Annotated in this window: 12 protein-coding genes; 8 read left to right on the top strand and 4 right to left on the bottom strand. The window is 69.0% G+C overall.

Going from position 1 to position 16,581, the window contains the following annotated elements; translation table 11 throughout:
- Nucleotides 1-101: 101 nt before the first annotated feature.
- The 8 genes from ACEZHJ_RS06285 to ACEZHJ_RS06250 all read left to right on the top strand — a co-directional run bounded on the left by ACEZHJ_RS06285 (nucleotide 102) and on the right by ACEZHJ_RS06250 (nucleotide 12,275).
- Nucleotides 102-545 carry an OsmC family protein gene (locus ACEZHJ_RS06285; protein ID WP_163139239.1) on the top strand — a complete coding sequence of 148 codons (444 nt, stop codon included), beginning with the start codon at nucleotides 102-104 and terminating at the stop codon, nucleotides 543-545.
- Between the two features lie 358 nt (nucleotides 546-903).
- Nucleotides 904-4,116: an autotransporter domain-containing protein gene (locus ACEZHJ_RS06280; RefSeq protein ID WP_163139238.1), complete on the top strand. Its 3,213-nt coding sequence runs from the start codon at nucleotides 904-906 to the stop codon at nucleotides 4,114-4,116.
- A 312-nt stretch (nucleotides 4,117-4,428) separates the two neighbouring features.
- On the top strand, nucleotides 4,429-5,499 hold the full coding sequence (locus ACEZHJ_RS06275) for an HlyD family efflux transporter periplasmic adaptor subunit (protein WP_163139237.1): 1,071 nt from the start codon (nucleotides 4,429-4,431) through the stop codon (nucleotides 5,497-5,499).
- Nucleotides 5,496-8,243 (top strand): ABC transporter ATP-binding protein/permease, encoded by a 2,748-nt coding sequence (gene rbbA, locus ACEZHJ_RS06270; protein ID WP_375036342.1) that lies wholly within the window; start codon nucleotides 5,496-5,498, stop codon nucleotides 8,241-8,243. The genes ACEZHJ_RS06275 and rbbA overlap by 4 nt, the downstream gene beginning before the upstream one ends.
- Nucleotides 8,244-8,245: 2 nt before the next feature.
- Complete coding sequence (locus ACEZHJ_RS06265; RefSeq protein WP_375036341.1) at nucleotides 8,246-9,367, top strand: ABC transporter permease; 1,122 nt, start codon at nucleotides 8,246-8,248, stop codon at nucleotides 9,365-9,367.
- Nucleotides 9,368-9,533: 166 nt separating this feature from the next.
- Nucleotides 9,534-11,144 (top strand): tetrathionate reductase family octaheme c-type cytochrome, encoded by a 1,611-nt coding sequence (locus ACEZHJ_RS06260; protein WP_163143191.1) that lies wholly within the window; start codon nucleotides 9,534-9,536, stop codon nucleotides 11,142-11,144.
- The gene (locus ACEZHJ_RS06255; RefSeq protein ID WP_375036340.1) at nucleotides 11,141-11,737 is read left to right on the top strand and encodes a cytochrome b/b6 domain-containing protein; all 597 of its coding nucleotides are present in this window, start codon (nucleotides 11,141-11,143) and stop codon (nucleotides 11,735-11,737) included. Before ACEZHJ_RS06260 ends, ACEZHJ_RS06255 begins: the two co-directional genes overlap by 4 nt.
- 49 nt (nucleotides 11,738-11,786) lie before the next feature.
- Entirely contained in the window at nucleotides 11,787-12,275 is a 489-nt protein-coding gene (locus ACEZHJ_RS06250) for a DUF6858 family protein (protein WP_375036339.1), read from the top strand.
- Between the two features lies 1 nt (nucleotide 12,276).
- Here the strand turns inward: ACEZHJ_RS06250 and ACEZHJ_RS06245 are convergent, their stop codons facing one another.
- The 4 genes from ACEZHJ_RS06245 to ACEZHJ_RS06230 form a co-directional block, all read right to left on the bottom strand.
- Complete coding sequence (locus ACEZHJ_RS06245; RefSeq protein WP_018717050.1) at nucleotides 12,277-12,501, bottom strand: formate dehydrogenase subunit delta; 225 nt, start codon at nucleotides 12,499-12,501, stop codon at nucleotides 12,277-12,279.
- On the bottom strand, nucleotides 12,494-13,369 hold the full coding sequence (gene fdhD, locus ACEZHJ_RS06240; RefSeq protein WP_375036338.1) for a formate dehydrogenase accessory sulfurtransferase FdhD: 876 nt from the start codon (nucleotides 13,367-13,369) through the stop codon (nucleotides 12,494-12,496). Before fdhD ends, ACEZHJ_RS06245 begins: the two co-directional genes overlap by 8 nt.
- On the bottom strand, nucleotides 13,356-16,226 hold the full coding sequence (fdhF, locus tag ACEZHJ_RS06235) for a molybdopterin oxidoreductase family protein (protein WP_375036337.1): 2,871 nt from the start codon (nucleotides 16,224-16,226) through the stop codon (nucleotides 13,356-13,358). The genes fdhD and fdhF overlap by 14 nt, the downstream gene beginning before the upstream one ends.
- Nucleotides 16,227-16,244: 18 nt before the next feature.
- Nucleotides 16,245-16,581: NADH-ubiquinone oxidoreductase-F iron-sulfur binding region domain-containing protein (locus tag ACEZHJ_RS06230; RefSeq protein ID WP_375036336.1), on the bottom strand; the 337-nt coding region annotated here is incomplete at its 5' end.

Here is a 16,581-nt window from a genome sequence, read left to right as displayed (position 1 = left end):
CGGCGGCGGCACTGCGGCCGCGGCTCGGATGACGCAGGTCAACCTCATCACCGCGGGCGCGGGTATGCTTCGGGGGGAACATCGGCCATCGGGAGATACGCATGCAGTCGCTGCCGCATCATTACCTGGTTCGTTCCTCCGGCGAGGCGGAGGGGACCGTCGCTGTTTCCGCTGAGGGGCTCGGGACCATTCCCACCGCGCCGCCGGAGGAGTTCGGCGGGCCCGGCGGATACTGGACGCCGGAGCACCTGTTCGTGGCGTCGATCGCGGACTGCTTCGTCCTGTCGTTCCGTGCCGTCGCCCGTGCGTCGCGGCTGGAGTGGCGGCATCTGGCCTGCGACGTGGACGCGGAGCTCGATCGCCCGGACCGCGCCCTGCGCTTCACGCGGGTGACGTTGCGTCCGCGGCTCGAGATCGCCGATGACGGCAACCGCAATGCGGCGCTGCGATGCCTCGAGAAGGCCGAGCGCGCGTGCCTGATCACCAATTCCCTCGACTGCGAGGTCACGCTGGAGCCCCGGGTCGACGTGCAGACCGGCGCCTAGGCCATGAGGGCGGTCGGGCGGGTCGCCCGGGGCCCTTCATATCCGAACCAGGCCGGGTGTGTCCCACGGCACGCCCCGGTCGTGCGTGGTTCGCGCTGATCATCCCCGTCGTCATTCTTATCACCCGTGCTGGCTGGCGTCCGGGGGCGGCAATACCTACGAGCAGTGTGGTTCCCCGATCCGGGCTGTCGGACCAACACTTTGTGATCTTAATCACAGAGTGTTGACGGAATGCGTCGGTCGAGGTGAAATTACATACATCAAATAAATAAACAAGAAAGCCCACCCGGGGTAGTTGGTGCGCGCCGCCATCGTCTCGTGCCCGATCCTCCCCACCGAACCGGACTGACGACACGACATGAGCTACAACCTCCCTTCGGGCGTTCCACGTCCGCACGGCCGGAGACTGAACCGGTACGGCGATAACGGTGTGTCCGGTGACAGCCGGAGTCCCTGCCGGCTGGAAGAGGCCCGAGCGGACTGCCTCAGCCTGGCGGCCCGGGTGTGCCCGGGCCGCCGTTTCGCGACGATCGGCCTGGTTGCGATCGCGTTGGGCGTCTCTGCCGGTGCCTATGGCGCCGGCGGTCACGGCGGTGCCGGCGCGGGAAGCTCTCCGATTCCCGGCGGAGCAGGTGGAACCTACGAGTCGCCGGCTGGTGCCGATGGGCATGTAGGTCACTGGCGCAATACCGGTGGTGGGGGCGGCGGTGGGGGCGGCCCCGGAGGCGGTTTGGGAGGGGCCGGAGCCAGCGGCGATGGCGGCAGTGGAGGTGACGGCGGTGACGGTGGCGTCCATGCGTATTCCGGGGCTGGCGCCGTTCCGGACGGGGACCTGACAGGCGGCGACGGCACCGATGGGCAAAACGGCAGCGGCGCCGGCGGCGGCGGTGGTGGTGGAGCCGGCGGTTACGGGATCGAGTATATCGGTAGCGGGGCCATTGCCGTGGATACCGGTCAGGACATACGTGGCGGAGACGGTGGAGACGGCGGCAATGGCGCGGGCGGTGGTAACGGCGGTGATGGAGGCATCGGGGTTCATCTGTCGACGGGGACCGTTCTCACCAATTCGGGCGCCATACGGGGCGGTGACGGCGGGATCCGGGGCAGAAGTTACTGGGGATACAACCGGGTCAACGGTGCCGGCGGTGCAGGCGTTGCCGGCAGCGGCATTGGCGTCGTCAATACCGGCACGATCTCCGGTGGCTCCGGTAAAGGCGCGCAGACCGCGGTGCGGTTCTCCGCGGGTACCAATGCCCTGGAGTTGCAGCAGGGCTCGCAGATCAACGGCGATGTCGTTGCGGACGGTGTCGACGACACGCTCATCCTCGGTGGTGGCGCTGACAGCACCTTCGACGTGGGCCAACTGGGCAGTGGCCGGCAATACCGGGGATTCGAACACCTGCGCAAGGAGGGTGGTGGTACCTGGACGCTTGCCGGCAGCAACGCCTTTACCGGCGACGTGACCGTGGCAGCGGGTGCGCTTGCCGGTGACACCGACACCTTAACGGGCGACATCACCAACAATGCCAGGGTGATCTTCGAACAGGGTGCCAATGGGTCCTATGCCGGTGACATGAGTGGTGGCGGCTCGCTGGAAAAGCGGGGCGCGGGCACGCTGACGCTTACCGGCGGCAACGCATACGCTGGTGGAACCACGGTTTCGGACGGACGCCTCGTCATGGGGTCGGCGGATAGCCTGGCCGACGCCACGGCCTATGTGGTCAACGGCGGCACGCTGGACCTCAGCGGCCATGATCTGACGGCGTCATCACTGACGGGGACTGACGGAACCGTCGCGGTGAGCAGCGCTACCCTCACCGTCGATCAGGTGGTGGACACCGTGTACGCGGGGACGATCACCGGCAACGGCGGTCTGCACAAGGCCGGTACCGGCGTGCTGACCCTGAGTGGTGACAGCACCCATACGGGTACCGCCGTGGTGAGCGATGGCCGTCTGGTGGTTAACGGCCGCATTCCGGGCGCGAAGACGACGGTGGAGCAGGGCGGCACGCTCGCCGGCTCCGGCACCGTCGGCACAACGTCGGTCGCGGACGGCGGGACCATGGCGCCGGGCAATTCCATTGGCGCACTGTCCGTCGACGGTGACTTCCACATTGCCGGTGGCGGCGTCTACAGCGTGGAAACCGACGCCGCGGGTAATGGCGACCGGCTCGTGATCAGCGGTACCGCGGCACTTGACGGCCGGCTGGTGATACGCCCCGGCGGCGGGGGCTATGGCGTGGCCACGGAGTATACGATCCTTACCGCGGATGGGGGCGTGCGCGGTACCTTCAACAGGGTCGACTCGACGCTCGCGTTCCTGACACCAGAGGTGCGCTACGGCGAGAATGATGTCGGACTCTCCCTCCTGCGCAACGACATCACGCTCTCCGACGTCGCGCGCACGGATAACCAGCGTGCCGTCAGCCGGGCGCTGGAGAGACAGGCCGGGCGTGCCGGTGGTGTGACCCCTATCATCGGCGCGGTCTATGGCATGAACGCCAGTGGCGCCCGCAAGGCGTATCGGGTGCTGAACGGTGTGCAGTACACCGCCCCCCAGATGGTAGCGCTACAGCAGGCCCAGCAGTTCAACGGTGTCGTCTCCGCGCGCATGAACGGTGCGGGTATGCTGGCGCCTGACCCCGGCATGGACATGCAGCCCTCCCTCGCCGGGGGCATGCCCTCGTGGGTGTTGCGCGAGAGCGCGGCGAATGCCCCGGCGGGTACCGGCGGGCCGGCGTCACGCGGTCTGTGGGCCCGGACCACCGGCAGCCGGGGCTATATCGACGGCACTGCCGAGGCGCCGGCCGCGGACTATCGGGCCAGGGCGCTCACCGTGGGCGCGGACACCCGGTGGAGCCCGACGGTCGTGCTCGGCATGGCGAGTGGCTATGCCCGCACCGACACGGATACGGAAGACGCTGGTTTCGATACCGACAGCGTTCACGTCGCCGGTTACGGCCGCTGGTCCCGGGGCATGGCCTATGTTGACGGTGTGGCGGGCGTGGCGCGCCATCGCACGGACGCCACCCGACAGGTGAATCTGGCCGGTGCGGGCGGCAGTGCGACGGCCGACTACGACGCGATCCAGTGGAGCGCTTCCGTGGAGGCCGGCCACAGGTTCGTCCAGCCGGGCGGAACAGCGGCGACGCCTTACGTGGGCCTCGGTTACGACCGCACCGATCGTGATGCCTTTACCGAAAGCGGTGCGGGAACGGCTAACCTCCGCGTCGAGGAGGAGGCCTTCACGTCCGTTCGCTCGCGGCTGGGTATCCGGATCAACGGCTCGTTTGACACCGATGGCGGGACATCGGTCACTCCGGCGTTCGGGCTCGGTTGGAGCCACGAATTCGGTGAGCGTAGTGCGGTCATGACGGCAAGCTTCGAGCGTGCTCCCGGAACGAGCTTCGCCGTTGAAGGCACGGAGCTCGAGCGCGACCGCCTGCTCGTTCACGGCGGGATCGGGGCGGACTACGCCAACGGCTCGTCGCTCAGGCTCCAGTACATGGGCAGCATCTCCGGCAGCGACCGGCATCACAGCCTTTCACTGACCTACCGCCTGCGCTGGTGAGTCCCCGGGGCGCGGCGGTGTCGGGGCTATGGAGCAGCGGGGTTGCGTCGGATACGATGAACCGGTGCATGGCGGAGCGCAGGGGGCGCTGAGCGGCATGCCAGGGACGGGGAGGTCGTGAGGCGGTGTTCCAAGGCCGTGACGCTCCGCTGTAGCCCGGGTTGGCGCCTTCGCGCGCCGTGTGGGTATCCGTCACCCGGCATGCCTGCCCCCGTGTCGCCGGGTCAGTGTCTCTCACTTCCGGATTTCCGTGCGTGACGTCCGCCGTGGGCGATACGTGGATGGCAGTCGATTACAGGGATGGTGCAGGGCATGAAGGGGTACTGGAGATGGATGGCCGCGGTAGTGATCGCCGCGGCCGTGGCGGGCCTGCTCGCCTGGCAGTGGTGGCAGGCGAATCACGATGCACTGCCCGCCGGCTTTGCAGGTGGTAACGGCCGCATCGAGGCGGTGGAGATCAACGTCGCCACCAAAACCGCCGGGCGGGTTCGCGAGATCGGCGCGGACGAGGGCGATTTCGTGACCAGCGGGGCGGTGCTTGCGCGCATGGACACGGCCACCCTCGAGGCGCAGCTCGGTGAGGCGCAGGCGCAATTGCGGCGCGCACGGGTGGGTGTCGAGACCGCCGGTAATCTGGTGAAGCAGCGCCGCGCCGAGCGCAGCGCGGCCGAAGCGGTCGTCGCACAGCGGCGTGCCGAGCAGGACGCCGCGAGACTGCGGCTTGGCCGTTCCGAGAACCTCGCCCCCAGGGGGGCCGTCCCCCAGGAGCGGCTCGATGACGACCGGGCCTCGTTCCAGGCGGCACGGGCCGCCGTGGCTGCCGCCGAGGCCCAGGTTGCCGCGGCGGAGGCGGCCGTGGGCGCCGCCGAGTCCGGCGTCATCGACGCCGAGGCGGCGGTCTCGGCAGCGCAGGCCACGGTCCAGCGTATCCGGGCCGATATCGACGACAGTGTGCTGACGTCCCCCACGGACGGCCGTATCCAGTATCGTGTCGCCGAGCCGGGCGAGGTTCTTGGGGCCGGCGGGCGGGTGCTCAACCTCGTCGACCTGACCAACGTGTACATGACCTTCTTCCTGCCCACCGCCGAGGCGGGCCGGGTGGCGATCGGGGCGGAGGCGCGTCTGGTGCTCGACGCCGCACCCCAGTACGTGATTCCCGCCACGGTCACGTTCGTGGCCGACGTGGCGCAGTTCACTCCCAAGACCGTCGAGACCGCAGAGGAACGCCAGAAGCTGATGTTCCGGGTCAAGGCGAGGATCGACCCGGAGCTCCTCCGTCAGCACATCACCCAGGTAAAGACCGGCCTGCCGGGCATGGCCTACGTGCGTCTGGATTCCGGTGCGGAGTGGCCTGCGCGGCTGCAGGCCGGGAGCCGTGAGTGAACACGCCGGATGACGGGTTCGCCGCGGCGGCCCGGCTGAGCGGCGTCAGCCTGCGCTACGGCGCCGTGACGGCGCTGGACGGTATCGATCTGACGCTGCCGGCCGGTGGCATGGCCGGCATCATCGGCCCGGACGGCGTGGGCAAGTCCAGTCTGCTGGCGCTCGTCGCCGGGGCCCGCCGGATCCAGCAGGGCCGGGTCGAGGTGCTGGGGGGCGATATCGCCGACGCCGCCTACCGCCGGGCCATGGGGCCGCGCATCGCGTATATGCCCCAGGGCCTGGGCAGAAACCTCTACCCCACGCTCTCGGTATTCGAAAACATCGACTTCTTCGGCCGCCTCTTCGGGCACGCCGGGAGCGAGCGCGAGCGCCGGATCGGCGAGCTGGTGTCGGGCATGGGCCTCGCGCCGTTCGTGAACCGGCCGGCGGGCAAGCTCTCCGGCGGCATGAAGCAGAAGCTCAGCCTGTGCTGTGCGCTGATACACGATCCGGACCTGCTCGTGCTCGACGAGCCCACCACCGGCGTCGACCCGCTGTCGCGCCGCCAGTTCTGGGAGCTGATCGACAGCATCCGCGGCGGGCGTCCCGGTATGAGCGTGATCGTCGCGACGGCGTACATGGAGGAAGCGGCCCGGTTCGACTGGCTCGCGGCGATGGACGCCGGCCGTGTTCTGGCCACCGGTGTCCCTCGGGAGCTGCTTTCAAGCACCGGTGCGGACACACTGGAGGAGGCGTTTATCGCGCTGCTGCCGGCGGAGCGGCGGCGTGGCCACCGGGCGGTCGAGATCCCGCCGCGGACCGCCGGCGACGACGATACGGTCGCGATCGAGGCGCAGGCACTGACCAAGCGTTTCGGTGGTTTCGTGGCCGTGGACCACGTGGATTTCCGCATTCACCGCGGCGAGATCTTCGGGTTCCTCGGCTCGAACGGCTGCGGCAAGACCACGACGATGAAGATGCTCACGGGCCTGCTGCCGGTCAGTGAGGGGCGCGCGTGGCTGTTCGGCCGCGGGGTTGACCCGCACGACATGGAGACCCGGCGCCGCGTGGGCTACATGTCCCAGAGCTTTTCGCTCTATACCGAGCTCACGGTGTGCCAGAATCTGGATCTGCACGCCCGGCTGTTCCGCCTCCCGCCGGAGACGGTGCCGGCCCGGATTGCCGAAATGCTGGAGCGCTTCGGGCTTGATGCTGTCGCCGACGTTCTCCCGGACCGTTTGCCGCTCGGGCAGCGCCAGCGCCTGTCGCTGGCAGTGGCGATGATCCACCGCCCGGAGATGCTGATCCTTGATGAACCCACCTCCGGGGTCGACCCGGTGGCCCGCGACGCGTTCTGGCGGGCACTCGTCGAGCTCTCCCGCCGGGACGGTGTGACTATCTTCATCTCCACGCATTTCATGAACGAGGCCGCGCGCTGCGACCGCATCTCGCTGATGCACGCGGGCCGCGTTCTGGTCAGCGATACGCCGGCGAACCTCCTTCGCGAACGGGGCACGGAGTCGCTGGAACAGGCGTTCATCGACTACCTGGAAGCGGCGGGTGGCGCCGGGGCGGAGGAGGCGTCCACCCCGGCGGAGTCGCCGTCGCCCGTCACCCAAGGCGGGCCATCCGGACAACGGGCCTTCGACCTGCAGCGCCTGTTCAGCTATGCGCGCCGGGAGAGCCTGGAGCTCCTGCGTGATCCCATACGCCTGATGCTCGCGGGGCTGGGCACCGTGATCCTCATGTTCGTGATGGGCTACGGCATCACCATGGATGTCGAGGACCTCAGTTTCGCGGTGCTGGACCGGGACCAGACCACGACGAGCCGTGATTACGCCCTCAACCTCTCGGGGTCGCGGTATTTCGTGGAGAAGGCGCCGATCGCCAGCTACGACGAGCTGGACCGGCGCATGCGCGACGGTGAGCTGAGCCTGGCGATCGAGATACCGCCGGGGTTCGCGCGTGACATCGCCCGGGGCAGGGATGTGCAGGTCGGTGCGTGGATCGACGGTGCCATGCCGTCCCGGGCGGAGACGGTACGCGGCTACGTGCAGGGCATGCATGCGGACTGGCTTGCCCGCAGGTCGGCGGCGTTCGGCGGTGATGCGGCATCCGGGCAGTTCGGTATCGAGACGCGCTATCGCTATAATCCGGACGTGAAAAGCCTGGTGGCGATGGTGCCGGCGATGATCCCGCTGCTGCTGATACTCATCCCGGCGATGCTGACGGCACTGAGCGTCGTCCGGGAGAAGGAGCTCGGCTCGATCGTCAACCTGTACGTGACGCCGGTGACCCGCCTGGAGTTCCTGCTCGGCAAGCAGCTTCCCTATATCGCGCTGGCGATGCTCAATTTTCTGCTGCTCACGCTGCTGGCCGAGGCCGTTTTCGGCGTGACACTGACCGGCAGCTTCCTGACCCTCGCGGTGGCGACGCTGGTGTACGTCACCGCCACGACCGCCATGGGCCTGGTGATATCCACCTTCATGCGCAGCCAGATCGCGGCGTTGTTCGGCACCGCGATCCTGACCATGCTACCGGCCGTGCAGTTCTCCGGGCTCATGGATCCGGTGTCCTCGCTGCAGGGACTGGGTGCGGTGATCGGGCACGCCTATCCGATGACGCACTACCTCACCATTGCCCGGGGGACGTTTTCCAAGGCACTGGATTTCACGGACCTTGGCGGTTCGTTCGTGCCCCTGCTCGTGGCCGTGCCGGTGCTTATCGGGCTGGCGACGGCGTTTCTGCGCAAGCAGGAGCGCTGAGCATGCGCGCCGCGAACGTCTTCCGCCTCGGGATCAAGGAGCTGCGCAGTCTCGCGCGCGACCCGATCATGCTGGCGCTGATCGGCTATGCGTTCACGCTGGCGATCTATACCGCGGCCACGGCCATGCCGGAGACCCTCAACAAGGCGAGCATCGCGGTGGTGGACGAGGACCGCTCGCCGCTGTCGGCGCGGATCGTGGACGCCCTCTACCCGCCGTATTTTCTGCCGCCGGAGCTCATCACCCAGGCGGAGATGGACGAGAGGATGGACACCGGGCTCGACACCTTTGCGCTGGACATCCCGCCGGGTTTCCAGCGGGACGTACTGGCCGGACGCTCGCCGTCGGTACAGCTCAACGTCGACGCCACGCGGATCAGCCAGGCATTCACCGGCACCGGTTATATCCAGGAGATCGTGGCCGATGAGGTCGACGCCTTCATGCAGCGATACCGCTCGGATACCTCCGACCGGGTCGGGCTGGCGCTCCGTGCCCGTTTCAACCCCGAGCTCAACGAGTCGTGGTTCGGTGCGGTCATGGAGGTGATCAACAACGTCACGATGCTCTCCATCGTGCTCACCGGCGCGGCGTTGATCCGGGAGCGCGAGCACGGGACCATCGAGCACCTGCTGGTGATGCCGGTCACGCCGCTGGAGATCATGGCGAGCAAGGTATGGGCCATGGCGCTGGTCGTGCTCCTGGCCTGCAGCTTTTCGCTCGTCACGGTGGTTCAGGGGCTGCTGGCGGTGCCCATCGAGGGCTCGGTACTGTTGTTCCTGGCGGGGGCGACGCTGCACCTGTTCGCGACGACGTCGATCGGAATATTCCTGGGTACGGTTGCACGGTCGATGCCACAGTTCGGGCTGTTATTGATGCTCGTGCTGCTGCCGCTGGAAATGCTCTCCGGCGGGACCACGCCACGGGAGAGCATGCCGGACCTGGTACAGATGCTCATGCTCGCCGCCCCCACGACCCACTTTGTAAGCCTCGCCCAGGCCATCCTCTACCGTGGTGCGGGCCTGGCAACCGTCTGGCCGGAGTTCCTCGCCCTCGGCGTGATAGGCGCCGTGGTGTTTGTCTACTCGCTGTCCCGTTTCCGGGCGACCATCGGCGCGATGGCGTGAGCGCGATCCGCGCTCCGTGGCCCGATCCCGGGCCGCGGCATCTCCCCCGGGGCGGGGCGCTGCCGGTCCGGCATCTTCCGCGCGAATAACCTTATGCGCTATATTTATAACCGAGCGCCGCCCAAGGCGGTCGATCGAAACCGGTCAGGGAAGTGGAGCCGTGAGGGTGGCTACGGAACGGCATTGGGGGATCGTGCTGGGCCTGCTCGTGCTGGGGCTGGCGGTCCGGATCGTCCCCGTGTCCGCGGCGGTGGTCGAGGGCGAGTCCCCCTCGACGGCGGATCACCATGAATTCGAGGCGCTCGACGGCCCGTTCGATTCCGCGATCGAGGTCACTCGGGCGTGTCTGGGATGCCATTCGAAGGCCGCCGAGCAGGTCCGGCGCACCATCCACTGGCGCTGGGAGTTCCGTCACCCGGAGAGCGGGCAGCTCCTCGGCAAGCGTCACGTCATCAACAGCTTCTGCGGGTCGGTGTGGTCCAACGAGCCGCGCTGCACGAGCTGCCACGTCGGCTATGGCTGGACGGACATGCGCAAGCCGCCGCCACGCGCCGACGACCGGGTCGACTGCCTCGTCTGCCACGACACCACCGGTACGTACTGGAAGCTGCCGGCCGGCGCCGGCCACCCGCCGTACGCCGGGATCCGCTCGTCGAAGAGCAGCGGTGCCCCCGGCGAGCCGGTGAACCTCGCCCGTGTCGCCCGCAACGTCGGCCTGAGCGGCCGCGCCAACTGCGGGAGCTGCCACTTCTACGGCGGCGGAGGGGACGGCGTGAAGCACGGCGATCTCGACTCGTCGCTGGTCGACCCGCCGCGTTCGCTGGACGTGCACATGTCGGCGCAGGGGGCGGATTTCCGCTGCGCCGAGTGCCACACGAGCCGGGGCCACCGGATCGCGGGCAGCCGTTACGCCACCAATGCCCGGGACACCCAGGGGATCGACATCCCCGGGCGCACGGACGGCAGCCGCGCGTCCTGCGAGTCCTGTCACGGCCCGCAGCCCCACGGGGCGGCCAAGCTGAACGACCATGTCGACCGCGTCGCCTGCCAGAGTTGCCATGTCCCCGAGTTCGCCCGCGGCGGGGTGGCGACCAAGATGTGGTGGGACTGGTCCAGCGCCGGGCGCCTCGGCGAGGACGGGCAGCCGCTCACGATCCGGGATGCGGCAGGGCACCTGAGCTACCTCTCGACCAAGGGCAGCTTCCGCTACGCCGAGGATGTGGTGCCCGCGTACTACTGGTTCGACGGTGACATGCGTTACACGCTGCGCAGCGAGCCCATCGACGCCGACCATCCCCCGGTGGCGATCAACCGTTTCGGCGGCGGGCCGGATGACGCGGAGGCCCGGATCTGGCCGTTCAAGGTCATGCGCGGCCGCCAGCCCTACGACACGGTCAACCGGACCCTGCTCGTCAACCACGTCTACGGCAACGACGACACCGCGCTGTGGACGAACTTCGACTGGGCCCGCGCCCTCGCCGCGGGCACCGCGTTCGCGGATCAGCCCTACAGCGGTGAGTACGGCTTCGTCGAGACGGTCATGTACTGGCCGATCACACACATGGTCGCGCCGGCCTCGGCGGCCCTGGACTGCGGCGTCTGCCACGCTCGTGACGGCCGCCTCGCCGCCCTCGGCGGTTTCTACCTGCCGGGGCGCGACCGCGGCGTCTGGGTGGAGCGTCTCGGCTGGGGCCTGGTGGTCCTGGTGCTCGTCGCCAGCCTGGGGCACGCGGGCGTGCGGCTCTGGACCCGGGGCCGGCGCGGGAGGCAGGCATGACGCGGGCGATGATCTACACGCGGTTCGAGCGGTTCTGGCACTGGAGCCAGGCCGTGCTGATCCTGAGCCTGCTGTTCACTGGTTTCGAGGTCCACGGCAGCTACAGCGTCCTGGGGTTCGGGGCGGCGGCGCGGGCGCACACGTTCGCGGCCTGGCTCCTGGTCGCGCTCTGGGTGTTCGTGATCTTCTGGTTCGCGGTCACCGGCGAATGGCGTCAGTTCCTGCCGACGACGGACCGGCTCGGCGCCGTGATCCGCTATTACCTGGTGGGGACGTTCACTGGCGAACCGCACCCGTTCCGGCGGACCACCCGGGCGAAGCACAACCCGCTGCAGCGCCTGACCTACCTCGTGCTCAAGCTCGCGATCACGCCGCTGGTGTGGGGCAGCGGCCTGCTCTATCTCTTCTACAACCGCTGGGCCCATACCGGCTTCGCGGGCCTGGAGCTCGGCGCGGTCGCGCTCGTTCACACGGCGGCGGCGTTCCTGATGCTGGCCTTCGTGATCGCCCACGTCTACATGGCGACCATGGGCCGGACGATATTCAGCCTGCTGAAACCGATGATCACCGGCTACGAGGACCCGGAGCGCTGAACCGGGGGATCATCACTGCCGATCCGGAATGACAATAGGAGTGGACCGGATGAAAAAACGTGTCTTTCAGGGCAAGTACCCGATCTACGAGTTCGAGCTGGCGAAGGGCGAGTCGCGCTTCAACAGCGTCTACGAGATCGTTGCCCACCTGAAACAGCGCGTCGAGGAATGCCCGGACGCGACGTTCATCGCGACCTTCGATCATGGTCCGCACACCGCGGCGATGGCACCGGAGGCCGGACACGGCGAGGTGTTGGCGGCATCCCACCTGATCTTCTGTTTCGGGTTCACGCTCACGACCCCGGAGGTGATGGCCGTGCGCCCGCGCTCCATCGCGGTGACGGAGCTTGCGGATCGCTACGTCATCAACTTCCTCGAGGCACCCATCCCCCGGGCGAACGCGACCATGATCGAGTGGGTCGGCGAGATCGCGAGCTCCCGTCAGACGCACCTCAACGACCTGCTGGAGGAGGCCCTGGAGGAGACCTTCCCGGCGAGCGACGCCATCGAGCTGACCCCGCCGGGGCCCGGGCGGTAGCTCAGTCCTGCCCGGCGGGCGCCTCGAGCTGCGCCGCGGCCCAGGCCGCCAGGGGATGCAGGCCGCCGCCGTTGCCGGCGAGGTAGGCGGCGAGGCGGGCACGCTTGTCCGGCGGCCAGAACTTGTGGAGGTGGTCGAGCACGCCCTCGCGGGCGCGTGCCTGCGGGTAGGCCTCGAAGTAGGCCGCGATCTGGTTCGCCTGGTGGACCATCTTGGCGTCATCCATCCCCGGTTGCCTCCGTTGCGGCGATGCGCTGGCCGCCGCAGCCGATGAGGAAGGACCCGCCCCGGGCGAGCGATACCAGGCTCATGTTGGCCCGGCGGGCGAGACGGATCGCGAGGGCCGTTGGGGCCGAGGCGGTGCACAGCAGCGGCACGCCGAAGGCCGCCGATTTCTGCACCATCTCGTAGCTGCAGCGGCTGGAGGTGACGACGAAGCCGGTCGCCGGCGCGACGCCGTCGCGCAGCAGTGCGCCGATGAGCTTGTCCAGTGCGTTGTGGCGACCCACGTCCTCGCGGGCGTGACGGATCGTGCCGTCGGCCGCGGCAAAGGCCGCGACGTGCATGGCCCCGGCGGCGGCGTTGCAGGGCTGCCACTCCGGCAGTGCGGCCATGGCCGCGAATAGCGCCGCGGGGGTGAATACGGGGCCGTCCGCCACCGGCCGGACCGGGCGCAGCGCCTCCTGCAGGCTGCGCACGCCACACAGGCCGCAGCTGCTCATCCCCGGTGTGGCGCGCTCGCGCCGGAGGTGGCCGGGGAGGGCGCCGTGGAGCCGGGCATGGGCGACCACGCCTTCCGGGCGGTCGGTGACCGTTACCGAGTCGACCTCGGCGGTGTCGCGGATGACGCCCTCGGTGAGCAGGAAGCCGTGGACGAAGTCCTCGACGTCCGCCGGGGAGGCCAGCATCACCGCGTAGTCGGTGTCGTTCACCACCACGGCGACGGGTGCCTCCTCCGGGAACACGCCGTCGCCGGAGCCGCGCTCCCCGGCGCTGTAGCGCTCCACCGTCAGCCGGCCGCTCACCCGCTCCACGGGGGGGCGTGGCGCGGCGTGGCGGGCCGGCGGGGGGGCGAGCGGGTCAGGCGCGCTCACGGGCGGCTACCTCCTCGGTCGTGCTTTCCTCGTGGGTGACGCGCTGCTGCCGCTCGCGGGCCTGTGCCTGGCTGTACTGCCATTCGGAAAGGGTGTGGCTCGGCGCCACCTCCACGGCGGTGACCTTGTACTCCGGGCACTCCGTGGCCCAGTCGGAGAATTCCGTGGTGACAACGTTGGTCGCGGTCTCCGGGAAGTGGAAGGTGGTGTAGACCACGCCGGGCATCATCCGCGGGCTGATGTGCGCGTGCAGGGTCGTCTCGCCGATGCGGCTGGCGAGGCGCACGCGCATGCCCTCGCGGATGCCGCGGGTCTCCGCGTCCTCCGGGTGGATTTCGAGGATGTCCTCATCGTGCCACACGCGGTTGTCCGTGCGCCGGGTCTGGGTGCCGACGTTGTACTGCGAGAGGATCCGCCCGGTGGTGAGCAGCAGCGGGAAGCGCCGGTTCGCCCGCTCGTCGGTGGCGACGTAGGGCGTGAGCAGGAACCGGCCGAGCCCGCGGACGAACTCGCCCACGTGCATGACCCGGGTGCCTTCCGGATGGGCCTCGTTGCACGGCCACTGGATGCTGCCGAGCTCGTCGATCTTCTCGAAGCTCACGCCGGCGAAGGTCGGCGTGGTCCGGGCGATCTCGTCCATGATCTCGCCGGGATGGCGGTAGTGCATGGGATAGCCCAGCGCCTGGGCGAGCGCCTGGGTGATCTCCCAGTCCGCCATGCCCGCCGGTGCCTCGGTGATCTTGCGCACCCGGTTGATCCGCCGTTCGGCGTTGGTGAAGGTGCCGTCCTTCTCCAGGAAGGTCGAGCCCGGCAGGAAGACATGCGCGTAACGTGCGGTTTCATTGAGGAAAAGGTCCTGGATGATGACGCACTCCATGCCCTCCAGGCCGGCGGCGATGTGGCGGACGTTGGGGTCGGACTGAAGGATGTCCTCGCCCTGGATGTAGAGCCCCTTGAACGCGTCGCCGGTGGCCGCGTCGATCATGTTGGGGATCCGCATCCCCGGCTCGGTGTCGAGGGTGACGCCCCACTCGCGCTCGAAGATCCCCCGCACGCCTGCGTCGGCGATGTGGCGGTAGCCCGGCAGCTCGTGGGGGAAGGAGCCCATGTCGCAGGAGCCCTGGACGTTGTTCTGCCCGCGCAGCGGGTTCACGCCCACGCCCTCGCGGCCGATGTTGCCGGTGGCCATGGCGAGGTTGGCCATGCCCATGACCATGGTCGAGCCCTGGCTGTGCTCGGTCACCCCGAGGCCGTAGTAGATCGCGGCGTTCCCGCCGGTGGCATAGAGCCGGGCGGCGGCCCGCAGGGTCCCGGCGGGCACGCCGGTGACCTCCTCGACGGCCTCCGGGGCGTTCTCCGGGCGCAGGATGAACTCGCGCCAGGCCGCATACTCGTCCGCCTCGCAGCGGGTCCGGATGAAGCCGGCGTCCTCCAGTCCCTCGGCGATCACGGTGTGGGCGAGGGCGTTCACGAGCGCCACGTTCGTGCCCGGGCGGAGCTGAAGGTGGTAGTCCGCCTCGACGTGGGGCGAGCGCACCAGGTCGATGGCCCGGGGGTCGGCGACGATCAGCCGCGCCCCCGCCCGCAGCCGGCGCTTGAGCTGGGAGGCGAACACGGGGTGGGCGTCGGTGGGGTTAGCGCCGATCACCAGCACCACGTCCGCGCTCTGAATGGAATCGAAGTCCTGGGTGCCGGCGGAGGTGCCAAAGGTGTTCTTCAGCCCGTAGCCGGTGGGCGAGTGGCATACCCGCGCGCAGGTGTCGACGTTGTTGGTGCCGAATACCGCCCGCGCGAGCTTCTGGACCAGGAAGGTCTCCTCGTTGGTGCAGCGCGAGGAGGTGATTGCCCCCAACACCCCCGGGCCGTGGCGCTCGCGCAGCCCGTTCAGCCGTTCGGCGGCGAAGCCGATGGCCTCCTCCCAGCTCACCTCGCGCCAGGCGTCGGTGATGCGCTCGCGGATCATCGGGCTGGTGATCCGGTCGGGGTGGTTGGTATACCCCCAGGCGAAGCGGCCCTTCACGCAGGAGTGGCCGTGGTTCGCCTGGCCGTGCTTGTAGGGGACCATGCGCACGATGCGATCGCCGCGGAGCTCCGCCTGGAAGGAGCAGCCCACGCCGCAGTAGGCGCAGGTGGTGACGACGGCGCGTTCCGGTGCGCCGGCCTCGATGAACGTCTTCTCCTCCAGCGCCTCGGTGGGGCAGGCCTGCACGCAGGCGCCGCAGGAGACGCACTCGGAGCCCAGGAAGTCATCCTCGCCGGTGCCGGCGCTGATCATCGAGGCGAAGCCGCGCCCGTCGATGGTCAGAGCGAAGGTGCCCTGGATCTCGTTACAGGCGCGCACGCAGCGCGAGCATACGATGCAGCGGCTGGGGTCGAAGCGGAAGTACGGGTTCGACTCGTCCACGGCCGCGGCCTGGTGGTTGTGTGCCGACGGATAGCGGCTCGCCTCCACGCCGAGGCGGGCGGCCATGGCCAGGAGCTCGTCGTCGCCGTGGCCCTCGCCGATAACGCTGGTCCCGGGGTGGTCGCTGAGGTAGAGCTCGACGACGTTGCGGCGCACGCGCTGGACGGTGTCGCCGGCGGTGCGCACGACCATGCCTTCCTCCACCGGCGTGGTGCACGAGGCCGGGTAGCCCTTGCGTCCCTCGATCTCCACCAGGCAGAGCCGGCAGGAGCCGAAGGGCTCCAGGCTGTCGGTGGCGCACAGCCGGGGTACGTCCACGCCCGCGGTCATGGCCGCGCGCATGACCGATGTCCCCTCGGGAACGGTGACCGCCTGGCCGTCGATCTCCAGGCTGACGCTAGCCTCCGCGGTCCGTTCCGGGGTGCCGTAGTCGATGGGCCTGATTGCCGCCATTGCCTCCTCCCGGATCCGTCAGGACCCGACGGCCTGCCGGTTGAAGTCGTCGGGGAAGTGGTCGAGGGCGGAGAGCACCGGGTGGGGTGCCATGCCGCCGTGGGCACACAGCGAGCCCTGGATCATCGTCTCGCAGAGCTCGCGCAGCAGCGCCGTGTTCGACTCCCGCGCCTCGCCGTCGACGATACGGTCGATCACCTCCTGGGCGCGGACCGAGCCGATCCGGCACGGAGTGCACTTGCCGCAGGACTCGATGGCGCAGAACTCCATGGCGAAGCGCGCCTGCTCGGCCATGTCCACGGTGTCGTCGAAGACCACGACGCCGCCGTGACCGATCATCCCGCCGCGCTCGGCC

This window comes from Arhodomonas sp. KWT2, assembly GCF_041949875.1.
GTDB classification, from domain to species: domain Bacteria; phylum Pseudomonadota; class Gammaproteobacteria; order Nitrococcales; family Nitrococcaceae; genus Arhodomonas; species Arhodomonas aquaeolei.
The sequence above is the reverse complement of the archived record's forward strand: the minus strand, read 5'-3'. Positions and strand labels throughout refer to the sequence as shown.